Origin of the sequence: Saccharothrix sp. HUAS TT1 (assembly GCF_040744945.1) — a bacterium.
In the GTDB taxonomy this organism is placed as follows: Bacteria; Actinomycetota; Actinomycetes; order Mycobacteriales; family Pseudonocardiaceae; genus Actinosynnema.
Genome location: NZ_CP160453.1, coordinates 471,245 through 489,834 on the forward strand (window position 1 = coordinate 471,245; position 18,590 = coordinate 489,834).

Annotated in this window: 16 protein-coding genes and 1 other RNA gene; 8 read left to right on the plus strand and 9 right to left on the minus strand. The window is 75.2% G+C overall.

The genetic code is table 11. The features are described 5' to 3' along the window. Positions 1-80: 80 nt before the first annotated feature. Positions 81-479: RNase P RNA component class A (gene rnpB, locus AB0F89_RS02305), an RNA gene on the minus strand. Positions 480-700: 221 nt separating this feature from the next. On the opposite strand from rnpB, the gene AB0F89_RS02310 reads away from it, so the two are divergent. Beyond that, entirely contained in the window at positions 701-1,270 is a 570-nt protein-coding gene (locus tag AB0F89_RS02310; RefSeq protein WP_367132057.1) for an NAD(P)H-dependent oxidoreductase, read from the plus strand. On the opposite strand, the gene AB0F89_RS02315 is transcribed toward AB0F89_RS02310, so the two are convergent. The 6 genes from AB0F89_RS02315 to AB0F89_RS02340 all read right to left on the minus strand — a co-directional run bounded on the left by AB0F89_RS02315 (position 1,267) and on the right by AB0F89_RS02340 (position 6,697). Next, on the minus strand, positions 1,267-2,364 hold the full coding sequence (locus tag AB0F89_RS02315; protein ID WP_367132058.1) for a bifunctional RNase H/acid phosphatase: 1,098 nt from the start codon (positions 2,362-2,364) through the stop codon (positions 1,267-1,269). The two genes, AB0F89_RS02310 and AB0F89_RS02315, sit on opposite strands and share 4 nt — an antisense overlap. Further along, positions 2,361-3,098: a zinc ribbon domain-containing protein gene (locus tag AB0F89_RS02320; RefSeq protein ID WP_367132060.1), complete on the minus strand. Its 738-nt coding sequence runs from the start codon at positions 3,096-3,098 to the stop codon at positions 2,361-2,363. The genes AB0F89_RS02315 and AB0F89_RS02320 overlap by 4 nt, the downstream gene beginning before the upstream one ends. Continuing rightward, positions 3,095-3,922, minus strand: a complete 828-nt coding sequence (locus AB0F89_RS02325) for a Nif3-like dinuclear metal center hexameric protein (RefSeq protein ID WP_367132062.1) — start codon at positions 3,920-3,922, stop codon at positions 3,095-3,097. Before AB0F89_RS02325 ends, AB0F89_RS02320 begins: the two co-directional genes overlap by 4 nt. Continuing rightward, positions 3,919-4,962, minus strand: coding sequence for an Rv2231c family pyridoxal phosphate-dependent protein CobC (gene cobC / locus AB0F89_RS02330; protein ID WP_367132063.1), 1,044 nt, complete (start codon positions 4,960-4,962; stop codon positions 3,919-3,921). Before cobC ends, AB0F89_RS02325 begins: the two co-directional genes overlap by 4 nt. Before the next feature lie 26 nt (positions 4,963-4,988). Then, the gene (locus AB0F89_RS02335; protein ID WP_367132065.1) at positions 4,989-5,981 is read right to left on the minus strand and encodes a polyprenyl synthetase family protein; all 993 of its coding nucleotides are present in this window, start codon (positions 5,979-5,981) and stop codon (positions 4,989-4,991) included. Positions 5,982-6,223: 242 nt separating this feature from the next. After that, positions 6,224-6,697 (minus strand): hypothetical protein, encoded by a 474-nt coding sequence (locus AB0F89_RS02340; RefSeq protein WP_367132067.1) that lies wholly within the window; start codon positions 6,695-6,697, stop codon positions 6,224-6,226. Positions 6,698-6,808: 111 nt separating this feature from the next. Here AB0F89_RS02340 and AB0F89_RS02345 point away from each other — a divergent pair, with 111 nt between their 5' ends. The 4 genes from AB0F89_RS02345 to AB0F89_RS02360 are packed head-to-tail and all read left to right on the plus strand — an operon-like array spanning position 6,809 to position 9,497. Next, entirely contained in the window at positions 6,809-7,264 is a 456-nt protein-coding gene (locus tag AB0F89_RS02345; RefSeq protein WP_367138658.1) for a low molecular weight protein-tyrosine-phosphatase, read from the plus strand. Continuing rightward, positions 7,261-8,106, plus strand: a complete 846-nt coding sequence (locus AB0F89_RS02350) for a fructosamine kinase family protein (RefSeq protein ID WP_367132069.1) — start codon at positions 7,261-7,263, stop codon at positions 8,104-8,106. The genes AB0F89_RS02345 and AB0F89_RS02350 overlap by 4 nt, the downstream gene beginning before the upstream one ends. A 7-nt stretch (positions 8,107-8,113) precedes the next feature. Further along, positions 8,114-8,677 carry a DUF1349 domain-containing protein gene (locus AB0F89_RS02355; protein WP_367132071.1) on the plus strand — a complete coding sequence of 188 codons (564 nt, stop codon included), beginning with the start codon at positions 8,114-8,116 and terminating at the stop codon, positions 8,675-8,677. 16 nt (positions 8,678-8,693) lie between these two features. After that, positions 8,694-9,497 (plus strand): SURF1 family protein, encoded by an 804-nt coding sequence (locus AB0F89_RS02360; RefSeq protein ID WP_367132073.1) that lies wholly within the window; start codon positions 8,694-8,696, stop codon positions 9,495-9,497. Here AB0F89_RS02360 and AB0F89_RS02365 read toward each other — a convergent pair. Further along, the gene (locus AB0F89_RS02365; protein WP_367132075.1) at positions 9,439-10,407 is read right to left on the minus strand and encodes a cobalamin biosynthesis protein; all 969 of its coding nucleotides are present in this window, start codon (positions 10,405-10,407) and stop codon (positions 9,439-9,441) included. The two genes, AB0F89_RS02360 and AB0F89_RS02365, sit on opposite strands and share 59 nt — an antisense overlap. A 51-nt stretch (positions 10,408-10,458) precedes the next feature. Here AB0F89_RS02365 and AB0F89_RS02370 point away from each other — a divergent pair, with 51 nt between their 5' ends. From AB0F89_RS02370 to AB0F89_RS02380, 3 genes are read left to right on the plus strand one after another with little or no spacing between them, the layout of a single operon-like run. Continuing rightward, a complete protein-coding gene (locus tag AB0F89_RS02370; protein ID WP_367132077.1) occupies positions 10,459-11,940 on the plus strand; it encodes a DUF2397 domain-containing protein in 1,482 nt (493 codons plus the stop codon). Beyond that, positions 11,940-13,112 (plus strand): TIGR02678 family protein, encoded by a 1,173-nt coding sequence (locus tag AB0F89_RS02375; protein ID WP_367132078.1) that lies wholly within the window; start codon positions 11,940-11,942, stop codon positions 13,110-13,112. Before AB0F89_RS02370 ends, AB0F89_RS02375 begins: the two co-directional genes overlap by 1 nt. After that, the gene (locus AB0F89_RS02380) at positions 13,109-17,371 is read left to right on the plus strand and encodes an SbcC/MukB-like Walker B domain-containing protein (RefSeq protein ID WP_367132080.1); all 4,263 of its coding nucleotides are present in this window, start codon (positions 13,109-13,111) and stop codon (positions 17,369-17,371) included. The genes AB0F89_RS02375 and AB0F89_RS02380 overlap by 4 nt, the downstream gene beginning before the upstream one ends. On the opposite strand, the gene AB0F89_RS02385 is transcribed toward AB0F89_RS02380, so the two are convergent. Continuing rightward, the gene (locus AB0F89_RS02385) at positions 17,368-18,570 is read right to left on the minus strand and encodes an ROK family protein (RefSeq protein WP_367132081.1); all 1,203 of its coding nucleotides are present in this window, start codon (positions 18,568-18,570) and stop codon (positions 17,368-17,370) included. The genes AB0F89_RS02380 and AB0F89_RS02385 overlap by 4 nt on opposite strands. Between the last annotated feature and the right edge of the window lie 20 nt (positions 18,571-18,590).

Sequence of the window (18,590 nt, forward strand, 5' to 3'; positions counted from 1 at the left end):
CGAACGGCCCCATTCCGGTAACGCCGTCGGCGCACCAGGGATGTACAGGCGGGCGAGTGCGCCGTCACGGCGAAGAGGGGCGGATGAGCCGGCGTGTAAGCCGGATTCTGTTCCCGGGCGCCTCGCGGCGGTCCCGTTCGGCGGCCATCCATCTCGGCCTGCCGTTGCCGACAGGCTCTTGCGGCCTACCCGCAGGCATCGGGCGGGCAGCCCTCGAACGCCTGCGCAGGCGCCCTGAGGCGCCCTCTTGGCCTTGCTCCGGGTGGGGTTTACCTAGCCGCTGCCGTCACCGGCGGCGCTGGTGGTCTCTTACACCACCGTTTCACCCTTACCCCGGCTCGCGCCGAGGCGGTCTGTTCTCTGTGGCACTGTCCCGAGGGTCGCCCCTGGTTGCCGTTGACAACCACCCTGCCCTGTGGAGTCCGGACTTTCCTCGGCGACGGGGGTGAACCCGTCGACGCGGCCGCCCTGCCGACTCATCCGCGGGCACCAGGGTACCGGCGGGTTCCCAGTCGGTGGAAACAGGTCCCGGGAACGTTGTCGCGGCGCGGTCCCGGTGCTCTACTCGCCACCATGGCAGGAATCGGGGGACTCACCCGCCGCCGGCACGTCGACTTCGGCCGCACCGCCGCCGCGATCTGTTGTCGCTGACCTTTTACCTCGGACCCCGAGCATTTCCAGTGAAAGGCGTCAGCGAACCATGTCCTCCATTCTGGTGATTTCCGGCGGCCCGTCACCGACCTCGCACGCCGGTGTCGTCGTCACGCGCGTCGAACGGCTGCTGCACGAGGCCGGGCACGGGGTGCGCACCCTGCACGTCCGGCAGCTGCCCGCGTTGTCGCTGCTCACCGAGGACCTGCGGGACCCGCAGGTCGGCGAGGCGGTCGCCGCCGTGCTGCGCGCGGACGGCATCGTGGTCGTCAGCCCGGTCTACCGGGCGGCGTACAGCGGGCTGGTGAAAGCGCTGCTGGACCTGCTGCCGAAGAAAGCGCTGCGCGGCCGGGTGATCCTGCCCCTGGCCACCGGCGGCAGCCAGGGTTTCGTGGTCGCGATGGACTACGCGTTGAACCCGCTGCTCGCCGGGAAAGGCGCGGACTCGGTGCTGCGCGGTGAATTCCTGCTCGACCGGGACATCGACCCGGGCACCGGCGGCGGGACCTTCGCGCCGAGGGCGGCCGAGGCGGTCCGCGGCGCGGTGGACCGGTTCGCCTCGGCCGTCGAGGACGCCCGCTCCCGCCGGGACCGCGCCCGCCTGCGGCCCGCCGGCTAGCCCAGGTGCGAGGTGTCGTTGACCAGCCGGACGGAGGCGTGGCCGTCCGGGTAGAACTCGACCACCGACAGCGACGCGAGGTCCAGGTGCAGCCGGAACAGCAGGTTCGGGCCGACGTCCAGCGCCATCCGCAGCAGCGCCTTGATCGGCGTCACGTGGCTGACCACGACCACGTTCGCGCCCCCGTGCCGGGCGACGATCGCGTTGCGCGCCCGCCGCACCCGGTGGTGCACCTGGTCGAAGCTCTCGCCGCCGGGCGTCGGCACGGACGGGTCGCCGAGCCACCGCCGGTGCGCGTCGGGGTCGCGCTCGGCGGCCTCGGTGAAGGTCAGCCCCTCCCAGCCGCCGAAGTCGGTCTCGACCAGGTCGTCGTCCGACGTCAGGTCGACGCCGGTGGCCGCGGCGACGGCCCGCGCCGTCTCCTGCGCGCGGGCCAGCGGCGACGCCACCACCGCGGTCAGGCCCTCGACCTTGGCCAACCGGCGGGCTGCGGCCTCGACCTGGCCGCGGCCGACCTCGGTCAGCGGCGGGTTGCCGCGCCCGGAGTACCGGCGGGCCACCGACAGCTCGGTCTGCCCGTGCCGCAGCAGGTACAGCCGGGTCGGCTCGCCGACCGCGCCGGTCCACGACGCCGGTGACGTGATCGCCGCGTCCGGCTGCTGCGGCTCCGGTTCCGCCTCCTGCCGGGGCAGCCCCGCCTGGTCGTCCATCGCCCGGTTCGCCAGCCGGTCGGCGCGCTGGTTGCGCTCGCGCGGGATCCACTCGTAGCTCACCCGGTCGAACGCCCGCGCCAGCTCGCGGGCCTGCGCGGCCAGCGGCTGCATGGACGGGTGCTTGACCTTCCACCGGCCGGCCATCTGCTCGACCACGAGCTTGGAGTCCATCCGCACGGCCACCTCGGACGCGCCGACGTCGGCCGCCGCGCGCAGCCCCGCGATGAGCCCCTGGTACTCGGCGACGTTGTTGGTGGCGACGCCGATGCCCTCGGCCCGCTCGGCCAGCACCGCGCCGGACCCGTCCAGCACGACGGCGCCGTACCCGGCGGGCCCGGGGTTGCCGCGCGAGCCGCCGTCGGCCTCGACGACGACCCTCACAGCCCCGATTCCCCGGTGCGCACCATGACCGCGCCGCACTCGTCGCACTGCACGACCTCGTCCGCCGCCGAATCCTTGACCTTGGCGAACGCGTTGCGGTCCAGCTCGATCCGGCACGCGCCGCAGCGCCGCGACTGCAGCAGCGCCGCGCCGATGCCCTTGTGCGCGCGCACCCGGTCGTAGAGCGCCAGCAGCGGCTGGGGGAACTGGCCGGTCAGCTGCGAGCGGTCGGCGGTGCGCTTGGTCTCGGTCGACTCCAGGTCGGCCAGCGCGCTGTCCCGGCGGCGGGCCGCGTCCGACAGGGCCTCCTGCGCCTTGTCCAGCGCGACCCGGGCGTGCTGGATGTCGGCCTCGACGGCCTCCCGGCGTTCCATCAGCTCCAGCAGGTCGTCCTCCAGCGCGCCGCGCCGGCGGCCGAGGGTGGCCAATTCGTGCTCCAGGTCGGTGAGCTGCTTGGCGCCGACGGAGCCGCCCTGGAGCAGCTTGCGGTCGCGCTCCTCGCGGGCGCGGACCTGGTCGATCTCGGTCTCCTGCCGCTTGACCTCGCGGTCCAGGTCGCCCAGGGTCGTCTCGATCGTGGTCAGCGCGTCCTGCTTGGCGCGGACCTGCTTCTCCGCCTCGGCGATCTCCGCGATCTCGGGCAGCGTGCGGCGCCGATGGGTGACGCGCGACAGTTCGGCGTCGACCTGCGCGAGGTCGAGCAGCCTGCGCTGCACGGCGGGATCGGCTTTCACTGGGATCCTCCTGTTCGGCTCGTCGCGCCGACGGTCCACGGGTCGGTCCGGCGGGTCGAGACGAGGACTTCGACGGTACCGCCGAGCGCGGCGCGCACGACGTGCGCCGCCTGGCCGCACCAGGGTTGCTCGCTGGCCCAGTGCGCCACGTCGACCAGAGCGGGTCCGCCGGCGGCCAGGTGCTCGCCCGCCGGGTGGTGGCGCAGGTCCGCGGTGACGTAGGCGTCGACGCCCGCGCTCGTGGCGGCGGCCAGGTAGCTGTCGCCCGCGCCGCCGCACACCGCGACCCGGCGGACCGGGCGGTCCGGGTCGCCCGCCGCGCGCACGCCCCACGCGGTGGCGGGCAGTGCGGCGGCGACGCGGTCGGCGAACTCGCGCAGCGGTTCGGGCCGGTCCAGCTCGCCGATGCGGCCGGCGCCGGTCGCGGGGTCGTCGGGCGAGGGGACGAGCGGGCCGGTGACGCGCAGGCCGATGGCCTCGGCGAGGGCGTCCGAGACGCCGGGGTTGGCCACGTCTGCGTTGGTGTGCGCGGTGTAGAGCGCGACGCCGTTGCGGATGAGCCGGTGCACCAGCGCGCCCTTCGGGTCGTCGGCGGGCACGCCGGTGACGCCGCGCAGCATCAGCGGGTGGTGCGCCACCAGCAGTTGCGCGCCCACCGCCAGGGCCTCGTCCACTGTGGACTCGACCGGGTCGACGCAGAACAGCGCCCTGGACACCGGTTCGGCGCGGTCGCCGCAGACCAGGCCGACGGCGTCCCAGGACTCGGCGGTCGCGGGCGGGTAGGCCGCCTCCAGGACCGCCAGCACGTCCCCGAGCGTGGTCACAGCTCCTCCAAGGCGACTCGCAGCGCGTCCACCAGCACGTCGAACTCCTCGGGCGCGCGGACCGCGACCCGGAGGTGGTCGGGGGTCAGGCCGGGGAACGTGTCGGCGCGCCGGACCGCGATCCCCTTGTCCCGCAACGCCTGCCGCACCCGTACGCCGTCCGGCACGCGCAGCAGCGCGAACGGCGCGTCGGGCGGCACGACGACCAGGTCGCCGAGCCGCGCGACGGCGTGCGCGGTGTGCTCGCGCGCCGCACGGGCCAGCTCGTCCGCCTCCGCGACGGCCGCCGGCTCGCAGCACGCCGCGACGGCCTCCAGCACCAGGCTGCCCACCGGCCACGGCGGGCGGCGCAGCGCGAGCCGGGCCAGCAGCTCCGGCGCGCCGAGCAGGTAGCCCGCGCGCAGTCCGGCCAGGCCCCAGGTCTTGGTCAGGCTGCGCAGCACCAGCAGGCCGGGCACGTCGGCGCGGCCGGCCAGCGACCCCGGCTCGCCGGGGACGGTGTCGGCGAACGCCTCGTCCACCACCAGCACCCGGCCGGGCCGGCTCAGCGAGGCGACGACGTCCGCCGGGTGCAGCACGGACGTCGGGTTGGTCGGGTTGCCGAGCACCACCAGGTCGGCCTCGTCGGGCACCAGGTCGGGCCGCAGCGCGTAGCCGTCCTCCGGCCGCAGCAGCACCCGGCGCACCGGCACGCCCGCGTCCCGCAGCGCCACCTCCGGCTCGGTGAACGACGGGTGCACCACGGCGGCCAGCGCGGGGCGCAGGTCCGGCAGCAGCGCGAAGCCCTCGGCGGCGCCGTTGAGCACCAGCACCTCGTCGGCGGAGCGGCCGTGCCGCGCGGCGACGGCGGCGCGGGCCCGGTCGTCGGCGGCGGCGGCCGGGTAGGCGCCGAGGGAGTCGAGCGCGGCGACCAGCCGGTCGCGCAGCCACGCGGGCGGCGCGGGCGCCCGCACGTTGACCGCGAAGTCGGCGAGTCCGGGCGCGGCGTCGACGTCGCCGTGGTGGCGCAGCAGCGCCCGGCCGGGATCCTGGCTGGTCATCGCCGCGAGTCTAGGCGACCTGCGGCCTACCCCAGCTGGGAGGCGGCCCAGTCCAGGTAGGCGGCCGGCAGTTCGCGCAGGATGCCCAGCGCGTCGGAGTCGGGCAGGTCCGGCAGGGCGCGCACGGCCTGGGCGGCCAGCGACGTGCAGTGCGCGAGCGTGTCGGCGACCAGGCTGGTCTGCCGCAGCTCGACCAGCAGCCGGGTCACCTCGGCGTCGGTCAGCTCGCGGCCCCGTTCGGCGAGCAGCGCGCGCTGGTCGTCGGTGAGGGCCTTGAGCAGCGGGAACGTGTAGACGCCCTGGCGGATGTCGTTGCCGACGGGCTTGCCGAGCCGCTGCGCGGTGGACGCCAGGTCGAGCAGGTCGTCCAGGACCTGGAACATCAGCCCGAACAGCGCGCCGAACCGGGCCATGGCGGCGGTGGTCGCCTCGTCGGCGTCGGCGCAGTGCGCGGCCAGCACGCAGCCGACCTCGAACAGCGCGCCGGTCTTCAGCTCGATGGACCGCAGGGCGCTCTCCGGCGCGCGGTGCGGGTCGTAGAGGTCCACGACCTCCAGCACCTGGCCCTCGACCAGGTCGGTCACCGCCTTGGCGAGCAGGCTCGCGGCGAACGGCGAGATCCGGTCCAGCGCGGCCTGGCTGGCGCGGGCCAGCATGAAGTCGCCGACCAGCACGGCCGGGCCGGTGCCCCAGTCCGCGTTGACGGTGCGCACGCCGCGCCGCTGCTCGGCGTCGTCCATCAGGTCGTCGTGCACGAGCGAGCCGGCGTGCAGCAGCTCGACGCACGCGGCGGCGGTGACGGCCCGGTCGGTGATCCCGCCGGACACGGCCAGCGAGCCGGCCAGGATCAGCACCGAGCGCAGCCGCTTGCCGCCGGCCGCCGTGATGCGGCCCGCGTGGCTGTTCACGATCGGCAGCGACGACGACGTCGCCAGCTCCCGGATCTCGTCCTCGACCTTCGGCAGCGCGCGGGCGAGCGCCGGCATGGTCGGCATGGTCGGCGGCTTCACGGTGGACACGCCGTGATCGTCTCCCGACCGACCTGAGAGGCCGCTGAGGACCGGTCAGACGATGGAGACGGCCACCGCGAGCAGCAGCACGGCGAAGCTCATCACCAGGTGCGCGAGCGTCGGCGTGGCACACCTGACCGCGCGGCACAGCGACGGTTCGGTCACCGGCGCACCCCGTTACCCTTGCGAATCATCCGCTTTCCTCCCCGGACATTCCCCACACAATGGCGTCGGAATTGCGGTCCGGTTCGTTACCCGTTCTCGCGCTTTCGCAGGACTTCCTCCGCGGCCTCCAGCAGCCGGGCCCGGTCCTGCCTGGCCAGTCGCTTCCGCTCCTGCTCGCGCACCCAGGCCCGCACGTCGTCGGCGCCCAGGCCGGCCGCCTCGCGGTAGAAGTCGTCCTCGAACCACCACCACACCCGAATGCCGTGCCGGGCAATGCGCACGGGCTGTTCCCGACGTGACACGTCGAGTGACGGGAAATCGGGGACCGGCACCGGCGGGCACCCGGTGGCGACGAAGAAATGCCTTTTCCGGAACGCGAAGCGGCGGTGCGTGAAGAAGCCGGCGTTCGGGTCGCGCTCCAGCCCGCCGGGCGAGGCCACCGGGCGCGGCCGGGCGAACGCGGGCGTCTTCGGCCGGGCGTGGCGGCGCAGCGCCACCACCGCCCCGGCGGCCACCAGGACCGCGAGCAGCACGACGACAGCGACCACGACCCCGGACATGCGCGCAACCCCCAACGAGAGCCGGTCCATCCGATGGTCGTGCGCGTGGCGCGCCGTCGTCCAGCGCCCTCACCCGGAGCGCCCAACCTGGCAGACTCACCCGCCGTGGCGCTGACCGTCTCGTTCATCTGCACCGGCAACATCTGCCGTTCCCCCGTGGCCGCGATCATATTCCGCGAGCACCTGCGCCGGTCCGGCCTGGGTGATCTTGTGGAGGTGACCAGCGCGGGCACCGGGGGCTGGCACGTCGGCGACCCGGCCGACCCGCGGGCCGAGCAGTCGTTGGCGGACAACGGCTACCCGACCGACCACACCGCAGCCCAGGTCGGCGGGAACCACCTGGACGCCGACCTGCTGGTGGCGCTGGACACGGGGCACGCGCGGGCGCTGCGGCGGATGGTCGGGGACCCGGAGCGGGTCCGGTTGCTGCGCTCGTTCGACCCGGACGCGGACGGCGTGGACGTGCCCGACCCGTACTACGGGGACAAGGAGGGCTTCGACCGCGTGGTGGACATGGTGGAGGCCGCCGTGCCGGGGCTGCTGGCGTGGGTGCGCGAGCGGCTGTGACGGCGACGGAGGCGGCCGGGGCCGCGGCGCGGTTGGCCGGGGCGGCGGCGGGTGAAGTGCGGCAGCTCGGCGCGGCCGTGTGGGAGGTCGGGCCGGTCGTCGTCAAGCGGCACGACGAGCCGGGCGCGGTGGTGGCCGAGGTGGCGTCGCTGGCGTGGTTGGCCGAGCCCGCCGGGCCGCCGGAGGTGCCGCCGGCGCCGCCGGTGCCGCGGGTTCGCGGGCACGACGAGCGGTGGCTGGCGCTGGACCACGTCCCGCCGGGACGGCCGTCGCCGCGGGCCGCCGAGGAGTTCGGGCGCGGGCTCGCGGCGCTGCACGCGTGCGGCGCGCCGGCGTTCGGCGCTCCCCCGCCCGGCGGCCCGACCAGGGCCGCCATCGGCCTCGCGCCCCTGCTCAACGTCCCGTCCGACACCTGGTCCGAGTGGTTCCGCGAACACCGGATCGCCCACTACACCCGGCTCGCGGTGGACGCGGGCGCGTTGACGCCCGCCGAGGCGCGGACCGTCGAGGCCGTGCGCGTCGAGGCCCCGGCCGAACCACCGGCCCGGCTGCACGGCGACCTGTGGAGCGGCAACGTGCACTGGGCCGCCGACGGCCGCGCGTGGCTGGTCGACCCGGCCGCGCACGGCGGTCACCGGGAGACCGACCTGGCCATGCTGGCCCTGTTCGGCTGCCCCCACCTGGACCGCGTGCTGGCCGCCTACGACGAGACCGCCCCGCTCGCCGACGGGTGGCGCGAGCGCGTCCCGCTGCACCAGCTCTTCCCGCTGCTCGTGCACGCCGCGCTGTTCGGCCGCGGCTACGCCCGACAGGTCTTGTCAGCGGCGCGTTCGCTGCGATGATGGCCCGATGGGGATCGAGGCGTTCGGCCGGGACGACTGGCAGTGGCTCAACGAGCCGCGCTCCTGGAGCGACCGTGACGGGCTGACCGTCACCAGCGACCCGGAGACCGACTTCTGGCGCACCACCCACTACGGCTACGACCGGGACAGCGGGCACGTGCTCGGCGTGCGCCTCCCGGGCGACTTCACCATCAGCGCGTCGTTCACCGCCGACTACGCCGCCCAGTACGACCAGGCGGGCATCGCGCTGCGGGTGGACGACCGGAACTGGATCAAGGCGGGCGTCGAGCTGGTGGACGACGAGTTCCAGGTCAGCACGGTCGTGACCAGGGACTTCTCCGACTGGTCGGTGGTGCCGGTCGGGCACGTCGGCCGGGTGACCATCGCCGCCGTGCGCGAGGGCGACGCGGTGACCGTCCGCTACGGCATCGGCGACGCCGAGCCGACCACGATGCTGCGGCTGGCGTACTTCCCGCCCGAGGTCCCGGCGCTGGCCGGCGTGATGGCGGCGGCCCCGACGGGCCCCGGTTTCACCACCCGCTTCGACCGGGTGCAGGTCACAACGGCCTAGGGCTTACCGTGGTCACGTGCGGTGGAAGTTCCTGTTGCAGCCCGGCTGGCTGGCGTTGACGCTGACGGTCTGGGTGTTCGCGGGCGCGTGCTTCACGCTGCTCGCGCCGTGGCAGTTCACCCGCGACGCGGAGCGCGAGGCGCAGAACGACGCGGTCACCTCGTCCGTCCGCACCGACCCGGTCCCCGTGGCGACGCTGCTCGACCGGCCCAACGCCGACGTCGAGTGGCGGCGCGTCGCGCTGACCGGCCGCTACCTGCCCGAGGGGCAGGCGGTGGCCCGGCTGCGGACCGTGCAGGGCGAGGCGGCGTTCGAGGTGCTGACCCCGTTCCAGCTGGTCGACGGTCCGGTCGTGCTGGTCGACCGCGGTTACGTGCGGCCGGTGAACGGCATCAAGGTGCCCGACCTCGACCCCGTGCCGACCGGCGACGTGACGCTGGTCGCACTGGCCCGCCGGGACGAGTCGGACAGCCGCGACGCGTTCCAGGAGGACCGGCACCGGCAGGTGTACTCGGTGAACTCCGCCGTGGTCGGCCGGGCCGCCGGGCTCGACCTGCGCCCCGGCTACTTCCAGCTCACCGAGGGCCAGCCCGGCGTCGAGGAGGCGCTGCCGCTGCCGAAGCTCGACGCGGGCCCGTTCTTCTCCTACGCGCTGCAGTGGATCGCGTTCGGCGCGATGGCGCTCGGCGGCTGGCTGTACTTCACCGTCCGCGAGGTGCGCCCCGGCGGCGCGCTGCGCGAAGCCGACCCGGGCGCCAGGGTCAGGCGGAAGTCCGTCGCCGAACAGCTCGCCGAAGACGAGGCCGCGCCAGCGCGATGACCGCGGTCACGGCCGCCGCCGACGCGCCGACCACCCGCGACAGCTCCACCGCCCGCGTCACGTGACCCGCGTCGGGGTTGCGCCCGTGCCCGAGCACCGGCCGGTCCTCCGCGCCGTGCGCGTACACCGTGCGACCGCCCAGCCGGACCTCCAACGCGCCCGCGAACGCCGCCTCGACCTGCCCGGCGTTGGGGCTGGGGTGCGCCGCCGCGTCCCGCCGCCACGTGCGCCACGCCTCGCCCGCCGACCCGCCGACGACCGGCGCGCCCGCCACCGTGAGCAGCGCGGCCAGCCGCGAGGGCAGCAGGTTCGCCACGTCGTCCAGCCTGGCCGAGGCCCAGCCGAACCGCCGGTACCGCTCGTTGCGGTGGCCGACCATGGCGTCCAGCGTGTTCACCGCGCGGTAGGCCAGCAGGCCGGGCACGCCCGCGACCGCGCCCCAGAACAGCGGCGCGACCACCGCGTCCGACGTGTTCTCCGCCACGGACTCGACGGTCGCCTTCGCCAGGCCCATCGTGTCCAGCTTCCGCGGCTCGCGCCCGCACAGGTGCGGCAGCCGGTCGCGCGCCGCCGCCAGGTCGCCGGCGTCCAGCTCGCGGCCCATCGCGGTGCCCTCGTCGGCCAGCGACGAGCCGCCGAGCACGACCCACGTGGCCGCGGCCGTGGTCAGCGCCTGCGCCACCTGGCCGCGCCCGCCGAGCCGTTGCACCGCGATCCCGGCGAGGACCGCGCCGCCGACCAGCGCGGCGGTGTGCGCCGCGCCGGCGACCTCGCGGTCGCGGTACAGCCTGCGCTCCAGCGCCGCCGCCGCCCGCCCGAACCCGGCCACCGGGTGATACCTCTGGGGGTCGCCGAACACCGCGTCAGCGGCCACGCCCAGCACCAACCCCACCGCGCGCCCCAGACTCACGGAAGCACGGTAGCCCGCACCTGTCGGACCGCCGCACTAGGGTGGCGCACCGTGGAACCAGCCGGCCGCCTCAAGCTGTACGCCTACCTGGACGCGCGCGACCACCAGCGCACGTACCTGGCGATCATGCGGCTGTTCACGTCCACGCTGCTCGCGGACCTGTCCGCGGGCGAGGTCGCGGGCGCGCTGGCGGGCGCCGAGCGGGAGGGCCGGGTCGAGCCGGGCGAGTCCCGCATCGAGAACGTGATCAACCGGCTGCGGCAGCTGGTCGAGTGGGGCAACCTGGTGCAGGGCAGGCGCGAGGTGGTGGCCACCAGCATCGCCGAGTTCCAGCACGGCAGCGTGCGCTACCAGGTCGGCAAGCTCGCGGTCCGGGTGCAGCGGGACGTGGACGAGCTGCTGCGGGTGCCGGAGGGCGCGCGGGAGGTGTCGCGCGAGCTGCTGCCCGCCGTCGAGCGCGGCCTGGACCGGTTGGGCCGGTCGCTGGCCGAGGCGGTGGCGGGCGGCGCTCCCCGGTCCCGCGAGGCGCTGGCCGAGCAGGTCACCACGCTGTTCCTCCAGCACGCCGAGCTGGCCGCGACCGTGCGCGACTTCTACGCCTACCTCGGCCAGGTCGTGACCAGGCACCACCTGGCGCCGGACGAGATCTCCGGGTTCCGCGACCTGCTGGTCGAGTACATCCAGATGGTCGTGGAGGACGTGCTGCGGCACACCCCGGCCATCGCCGACGCGCTGGCGCGGATCGGCCCGGCGCGCTCGGAGCTGCTGCGCCTGCTGGGCCGCGCCGACCTCGGCGACCGGGTCGAGCGGGCCCGCGGCCGGTCCCCGGAGGACTGGCAGGAGCTGACCGACTGGTTCGTGGACCGGCCGGGCAGGCCGAGCCAGGTGACGGCGCTGCGCGAGGCGACCGCGCGGGCGATCGGGTCGCTGCTGGCCAGCGTGAAGCGGGCCACGTCCGGCGGCGGGCTGCTGCCGGGCAGGCGGGCCGAGCTGCTGAAGCTGGCCGCGTGGTTCGACTCGGGCACCCGGTCGCAGGCGCACGAGCTGTACGCGGCGGCGTTCGGGCTGCACTCGGCGCGGCACCTGTCGCCCGCGCCCGAGCACGACAGCGACAACGAGCGCACGGCGTGGCGCGACGGGCCGGTGGTCGACGTGCCGGTGAGCGTGCGCAGCCGCGGCGACCGGGGCGCGCGCGGCCGGACGTCGCGCATCCTGGACGACCCGATGACCGAGCAGTCGCTGCTGGCCGAGGCGCGGGAGGCCGACGAGCGGCGGGCCGCGTCGGTGGCCGAGCTGGCCGAGGCGGCGCCCCGGCTGGCCGAGGCGACGCTGTCCGGCGAAGCCCTCGGCGTGCTGTGCGAGCTGCTGACGCTGGCCATGGCGCAGCGCGACACGGCGGCCGACGCGGGCTCGGCGACCGACCCGGTGCGCGGGCTGCGGGTGACCGTCGAGCACGCGCGCGGGCGTTCGACGCGCATCCGCTCGGCGGCGGGCACGTTGACCCTGCACGACTCGACGTTGGTGCTCGACTGATGTTCGAGGACCTGTCCGAGATCGACGCGGCGAACGTCGTGCGCTGCGCCCGCGCGCTGCTGCGGCGGCCGTTGCTGCGCGCCGACGGGCCCGACGGCGAGCTGCTGACCCTCGTCTACCGGCACCGGGCCGCGCTGCAGGACCTGTTCGCCCGCGTGCTCGGCTACCGGCTGGTGGTCGAACGGCGGTTCGCGCGGCTCCACAAGGCCGGACCGGGTCCCGACGACTCGCGCGGCCTGCTCGGCATGTCGCCGCGCGGCTACGCCTACGTGGCGCTGACCATGGCGGTGCTGACCGGCGTCGGGCGGCAGGCGCTGCTGTCGCGGCTGGTGGCGGACGTCCGCGCGGCGGCGGTGGAGGCCGGGCTGACCGTGGTGGACGACGTGGCGGACCGGCGGGCGCTGACGGCGGCGTTGCGGCACCTGGTGTCGCTCGGCGTGCTGCACGAGACCGAGGGCACGGTGGACGTGCACGCCGAGGCGTTGATCACCATCGACACCGACCTGCTGGGCCGGTTGCTGACCGGGCCGGTGGCCGAGGCGACGTCGCCGGCGCGGCTGGTGGAGCTGGCGGCCCGGCCGGGACCGCGCGGCGTCGAGCACGCGGTGCGGCGCAAGCTGGTGGAGGACCCCGTGGTGCTGTACGCCGACCTGCCGCCCGAGCAGGCCGAGTGGCTGCGGCGCAACCAGCGCAAGGAGTCCGCGCTGCTGGAGACGTGCTTCGGCCTGCGCACCGAGTGCCGGGTCGAGGGCGTGCTGGCGGCCGACCCCGAGGACTACCTGACCGACCTGTACTTCCCGGGCACGTCCACGGTGGCGCGGCTCGCGCTGCTGGCGCTGCCGGAGCTGTCGGCCGCCGACCCCCGGCCCGACGGGCGGCACGAGGTGGACGTGGCGGCGTTGCGCGAGGTGTGCGCGCGGTTGGTGGAGGACTACCCGACCGCGTGGTCCAAGCAGTTCACCGAAGACCTCGACCGGCTGGTCGACGAGGTGCTGGAGCTGTTGCGCCGCATGGGGTTGGCGGTGCCGGCCGCGGGGGGCGGGTGGCTGCTGAACGCCGTCGCGCACCGGTGGCTGCCGATGCCCGACGGCGATCCGGAGCGCGAGGTCGAGCCGGCCGCCGTCGTGCCGGAAGTGCGGAGCTGGTCGTTGTTCGATGAGGAGACCGCGTGAACAGGTGGCGGCTGCACAGGGGCGGCATCGTCAACATCTGGCAGTACACCGAGCAGACGTTCGACTTCTCCGGCGGGCGGGCGATCTTCCAGGGCACCAACGGGTCCGGCAAGTCGCGCACCCTGGAGCTGCTGCTGCCGCTGTGCCTGGACGGCGACCTGCGGCAGGTCGGCTCCAAGGGCTTCGACACCGTGTCGCTGCGGCGGCTCATGCTGGACGACTACGACGGCGGGCCCAACCGCATCGGGTACGCGTGGGTGGAGCTGACCCGAGGTCCCGACGAGTACCTGACCTGCGGGTTGGGCGTGAAGGCGTCCAAAACGTCGCAGGCGATCACCGACTCGTGGCGGTTCGTCACGCCCCTGCGCGTCGGTTCCTCGCTGGCGCTGGTCGGCCCGGACCGCACGCCGCTGGGACCCGTGCAGCTGCGCGACCTGATCGGCGCGGACTGCGTGCTGGAGGAGGCCGCGTTCCGGGCGCGCGTCGCGGAGACCGTGTACGGCGTGCCCGCGCCCCGGTACGGCGACCTGCTGCACCTGCAGCGGACGCTGCGCAACCCCGACGTCGGGTTGAAGGTGCTGGAGGGGCAGCTGGAGCAGATCCTGTCCGACGCGCTGCCGCCGCTGGACCAGGTGATGGTCGAGCAGCTGGCGACGTCGTTCGACGACCTGGAGTCGATCCGGGAGAACATCACCCGGCTGTCGTCGGCCGACGCGGCGCTCGGGACGTTCCTGAAGACGTACTCGGACTACGCGTTCGGCGGGCTGCGCGCGGCGGCGGTGTCGCTGGGCGCGGCCGAGGACGGTGTGCGCAAGCAGGAGCGGGCGGCGGCCCGGCTGTCGGCGTCGCTGGAGGAGACGCTGGCGGCCCGTGCGGCGGCGGAGCACTCGCTGGCGTCGTTGGAGACCGGTGAGCAGCAGGCCGAGGAGACCATCGGGGCGTTGAAGGAGCTGCCCGCGTTCCGCGACCTGCAGGACCTGCGGACGCGCGAGAAGCTGGTGGCCGAGAAGCGCTCGTCGGCGGTGGCCGCGCTGGACATGGCGAACAAGCAGCGGTCGCAGGAGGACGGCGCGGTCGACGGCGTGCTGCGGCTGCTGCGGCGGTTGGCCGAGGACCTGGGCACGGCGCACGAGCTGGTCGAACCGCTGGGGCGCCACCTGCGGGCGGCCGGCCTGCCGTCCGACGCCGTGCCGGACGTGCCCCGGGTGTCCACTTCGGACGCGGTCGTGCGGGTGGAGTCCGTGCGGGCCAAGCCGGACCCCGAGGCCGGACCGCTCCCGATCGAGCGTCGCGTGCCGCCGGCGGTCGGGGTGGACGAGGGCGCGTTGGAGGCGGTGGCGGCGCGGGCCGGGGAGATCGCTTCGTCGGCGCGGCAGCGCGGGGCTTTGGCGTTGGCGTTGGGTGCGCAGGCGGCGGAGCTGGATTCCGCGCAGCGGCGGGTGGATGCCCTGCGGCAGACCGCGCGGGACGCGCAGCACGCGGCGACCGAGGCGGCGGCGTTGCGGAACCAGGAGGCGCAGGAGCTGGCCGAGGTCGCCCAGTCGTGGCTGGCGGAGGTGGACGCCTGGCGCGGGTCCGGCCCGTTGGCGGAGGTGCGGCCGTCGTCGCCGCTGGCGCTACCGACGTCGGTCGACCCGGCCGGCGCCCGCTCCCTGACCAGTGCCGCCCGCGACTGGGTCGGGCCGTTGGTGACGTCGGCGCGGGACGGCGCGCACACCGCCGCGAGGCGGCGGGCGGAGCTGGCGGCGTCGATCAACGCGTTGGACGCCGAACTGGCGGGCCTGCGCTCGGGCACCGCGCGGGTCCCGGAACCCGGCCGGTTCGGCGTGGCGACGCGGGACGACGCGACCGGCGCGCCGTTCTACCGACTGGTGGACTTCCGCCCCGAGGTGGACGATGCCGCTCGTGCGGGGTTGGAGGCGGCCCTGGAGGCGTCGGGCCTGCTGGACGCCTGGGTTACACCATCGGGTGAACATGGCCCGGAGATGTACGGAAACGCCGTTACGCCACCTCGGTTGAGAGAGACCGAACCGGCCGAGACCCCCACCCCTGCCGACCACCCCCGACCCACCACGACCCCGACCGCCTCCGACACCCCGCCGACCACCACGACCCCGGCCACTTCCGGCGCCTTGCCGGCCACCCCGTCCCCAGCCCCAGCCACCCCGTCCCCAGCCACCCCGCCCACTTCCGCCGACCACCCCCCGCTCGCCACGACCCTGGCCGTGCCCGGCGCCCCCGTGGACGGCCCGTCCCTGGCCACCGCCCTGGTCCCGGCCGTCGAGCCGAACTCCCCCGTCCCGGCCGCCGTGGTCGCGGACCTGCTCGCGTCGGTGTCCCTGCGCACCCTGACCCCGACCGCCTTCGCGGTGTCGCCGGACGGGCGCTGGCAGGCGGGCGTGCTGACCGGCGCGTGGCGCAAGGACGCCGCCGAGTTCATCGGCGCCGGCGCCCGCGAAGCCGCCCGCCACCGTCGCATCGCGGAGCTGGAGGACGAGCTGGCCGCCCTGCGCGCCGCCCTGGGCGTGGCCGAAGCCGACCTCGCCGCCGCCCACGGCCTGGTCGACCGCTGGGAGACCCACCTCGACCGCTTCCCCGCCGACCGCGACCTGGTCGCCCGCCACGGCCGCCTGCAGGCCGCCCAGGAATCCGCCGACCGCGCCGCCCGCCGCGCCGAGGAGCTGCGCGACGAGCTGGCCACCGCCCAGGCCCGCGGCGAGGCCGCCGCCGCCGACGTGGTGCGCCAAGCGGGCGACGCGGGCCTCCCGGCCACCACCGACGGCCTCCAGCAGGCCCGGCAGGCGGCGGCCGAGGCGCAGCGGACGGCCGACCGGCTCGGTGACGTGCTGCGCCGCCAGTGCCGCGGCACCGTGGTCGACCTGACCGACGCCGCGCACCGGTACCACGCGGCGGTGGAGGACCGGGTCGCGGCGGAGGCGGACGCGGAGGCGCGGTGCGTGGACTACGCGTCGCAGGCGTCGACGTTGGCCGAGCTGACCGACGCGATCGGCGGCGAGGCGCGGGAGATCGCCGACCAGTTGTCCACTTTGGAGCGTTCGCGGCGGGAGATGCGCGGCGAGCTGAAGGGCGTCCGCGAGCAGGTCGTCTCGGCCCGCGAGCAGGCGGCCAAGTTGAGCGCCCAGCTCGAAACGTCAGCCGAGCAGCTCACCTCCGCCCGTGACGCCCTGACCCGCGCGAACGAGCACTTCAAGGCGACCGTGCGGGCGCCGGGCATCCTGGTGGCCGCGCTGCCGGACGTGCCCGACGACGTCACGTCGGTCCGCGCGGCGCTGATGGCGTCCGACCGGCGCGGCGCGGGCGAGGCGACGGTGATCACCAAGCTCCAGGCGCTCCAGACGTCGCTGGCGGGCAGCCACGACATCGCCGCCGAGCAGCACGTCGGCCTGCTGACCGTCACCGTCACCGGTGAGGAGGGCGCCCGCCCGGTCGCCGTCGCCGCACGTCAGGTGACCACGAAGCTGGCCGAGCAGCGCGGTTTCCTGGACGAGCGGTACCAGGACATCTTCGCCGACTACCTGATCCGCGACCTGGCCGAGTGGCTGCGCGGCCAGATCGCCGTCGCCGAGGACCTGTGCAAGCGGATGAACGAGGTGCTGGGCCGGGCGCGGTCCAGCCAGGGCGTGCACGTGAAGCTGGCGTGGAAGCCGTCGGCGGCGTTGGAGGAGGGGACGCGCGACGCGCTGGCGCTGGTCCGCCTGCCGTACGCGGAACGCGACCCCGAGCAGGACGCGACGCTGCGGCGGGTGTTCACCGAGCGCATCGAAGCCGAGCGCGACGCCCACACCGGCAACTACGCCGAGATCCTGTCCCGCGCCCTGGACTACCGGACGTGGCACCAGTTCACCGTTACGGTCGCCGACACCGGCCCGGACGGTGGGCCGCGGGAGCGCAGGCTGCGGCAGCTGTCGTCCGGTGAGACGCGGCTCATCTCGTACGTGACGCTGTTCGCGGCGGCGGCCTCGTTCTACGACGCGGTCAGCGGCGAGTTCTCGCCGTTGCGGCTGGTGCTGCTGGACGAGGCGTTCGAGCGGTTGGACGACCCGACGATCGCGCGCATGCTCGGCCTGCTGGTGGACCTGGACATGGACTGGGTGATCACCTGGCCGAGCGGCTGGGGCGTGTCCGACAAGATCCCGCGGATGCACATCTACGACGTGCTGCGGCCCAAGAACGGGCGCGGCGTGGCGTGCACGCAGACGACGTGGGACGGCGCGGCGCTGGACCGCGTCGACCCCTAGCGGACGCCGCTGGCCGCGCGGTGGCGCACCCCGCCCGCGGCCAGGAACTCGGCGACCGGCAGGGTGGCCGCGCCGAGCGCGACCGACTCCGGCCCCAGCTCGCACAGGGTGATCGACGCCTGCTCGAACGGCCGGTGCAGGGCGTGGCGGGACGCCTGCGAGCGCACGTCGTCCAGGATGCGCGCGCCGAGCAGCAACCCGGCCCACCCGCCGACGATCACCTGCGACGGGTTGAACAGGTTGATCAGGTTCGCGATGCCGAGCCCGGCGTACCGGGCGGTCTCGGCGAGCACGTCCCGCGCGGCCCGCGACCCGTCGGCGACCAGCGCCGCCAGCGCCGCCTCCTGCTCGGCGGGCGCGTCGCCCCGGACCGCGCGGTACCGGTCGACCACGGCCGACGCGCCGATGTACGCCTCCAGGCACCCGTGGGCGCCGCAGCGGCACGGGCGGCCGTCCAGCGCGACCGTCGTGTGGCCCCACTCCCCCGCGCCGCCCGACGAGCCCCGGTACAGCACGCCGCCGGTGATGACGCTCGCGCCGACGCCGGACCCGATCAGCGCGACCACCGCGTCACCCGTGCCGCGGCCCGCGCCGAACCAGACCTCCGCCTGCCCCAGCGTGTTCGCGCCGTTGTCCAGGAACAGCGGCAGGTCGGTGCCGGTGCGCAGCAGCTGCTCCAGCTCGACGCCGTGCCAGCCGACGGTCTGCGCGTACACCAGGCCCTGCTCGACCTGGCCGGGCACGCCGATGCCGACGCCGAGCACGTCGCCGACCCCGCTGTCGGCCAGGCAGCGTTCGAGCCCTTCGAGCACCCGCCGCGCCACGTCGTGCACCGAGTGGACGTCCGGTTCCATCGGGAACGTCGCCTCCGCCAGCCGCCGCAACGTCAGGTCGAACACCTCGACCAGCACGTGCGTCTCGCCGACGTCGACCCCGACCACGGCCGCGTAGGCGGGGTTCACCCGCAGCAGCACGCGCGGGCGCCCGCCGTCGGAGTCGACCTGGCCCGCCTCGACCACCACGCCGTCGGCGATCAGCTCGGCGACGACGTTGCTGACCGACGCCTGGCTGAGCCCGGTGACGCCGGCGAGTTCCTGCCGGCTGCGCGGCTGGTCGAAGTACAGCGCGCGCAGCACCCGCGCCCGGTTACCGGCGCGCAGGTCGCGCACGGTCAGCTTGCGGTGCACGGCGACCCCCAACGGGCGAGTAGGACCACGGC

What these genes read in the sequence shown, in the direction of transcription:
- AB0F89_RS02375 (WP_367132078.1), top strand. Translation starts at nt 11,940, where the DNA reads ATGTTCGAGGACCTGTCCGAGATCGACGCGGCGAACGTCGTGCGCTGC.
- AB0F89_RS02340 (WP_367132067.1), bottom strand. Translation starts at nt 6,697, where the DNA reads ATGTCCGGGGTCGTGGTCGCTGTCGTCGTGCTGCTCGCGGTCCTGGTG.
- AB0F89_RS02355 (WP_367132071.1), top strand. Translation starts at nt 8,114, where the DNA reads ATGGGGATCGAGGCGTTCGGCCGGGACGACTGGCAGTGGCTCAACGAG.
- cobC (WP_367132063.1), bottom strand. Translation starts at nt 4,962, where the DNA reads ATGACCAGCCAGGATCCCGGCCGGGCGCTGCTGCGCCACCACGGCGAC.
- AB0F89_RS02310 (WP_367132057.1), top strand. Translation starts at nt 701, where the DNA reads ATGTCCTCCATTCTGGTGATTTCCGGCGGCCCGTCACCGACCTCGCAC.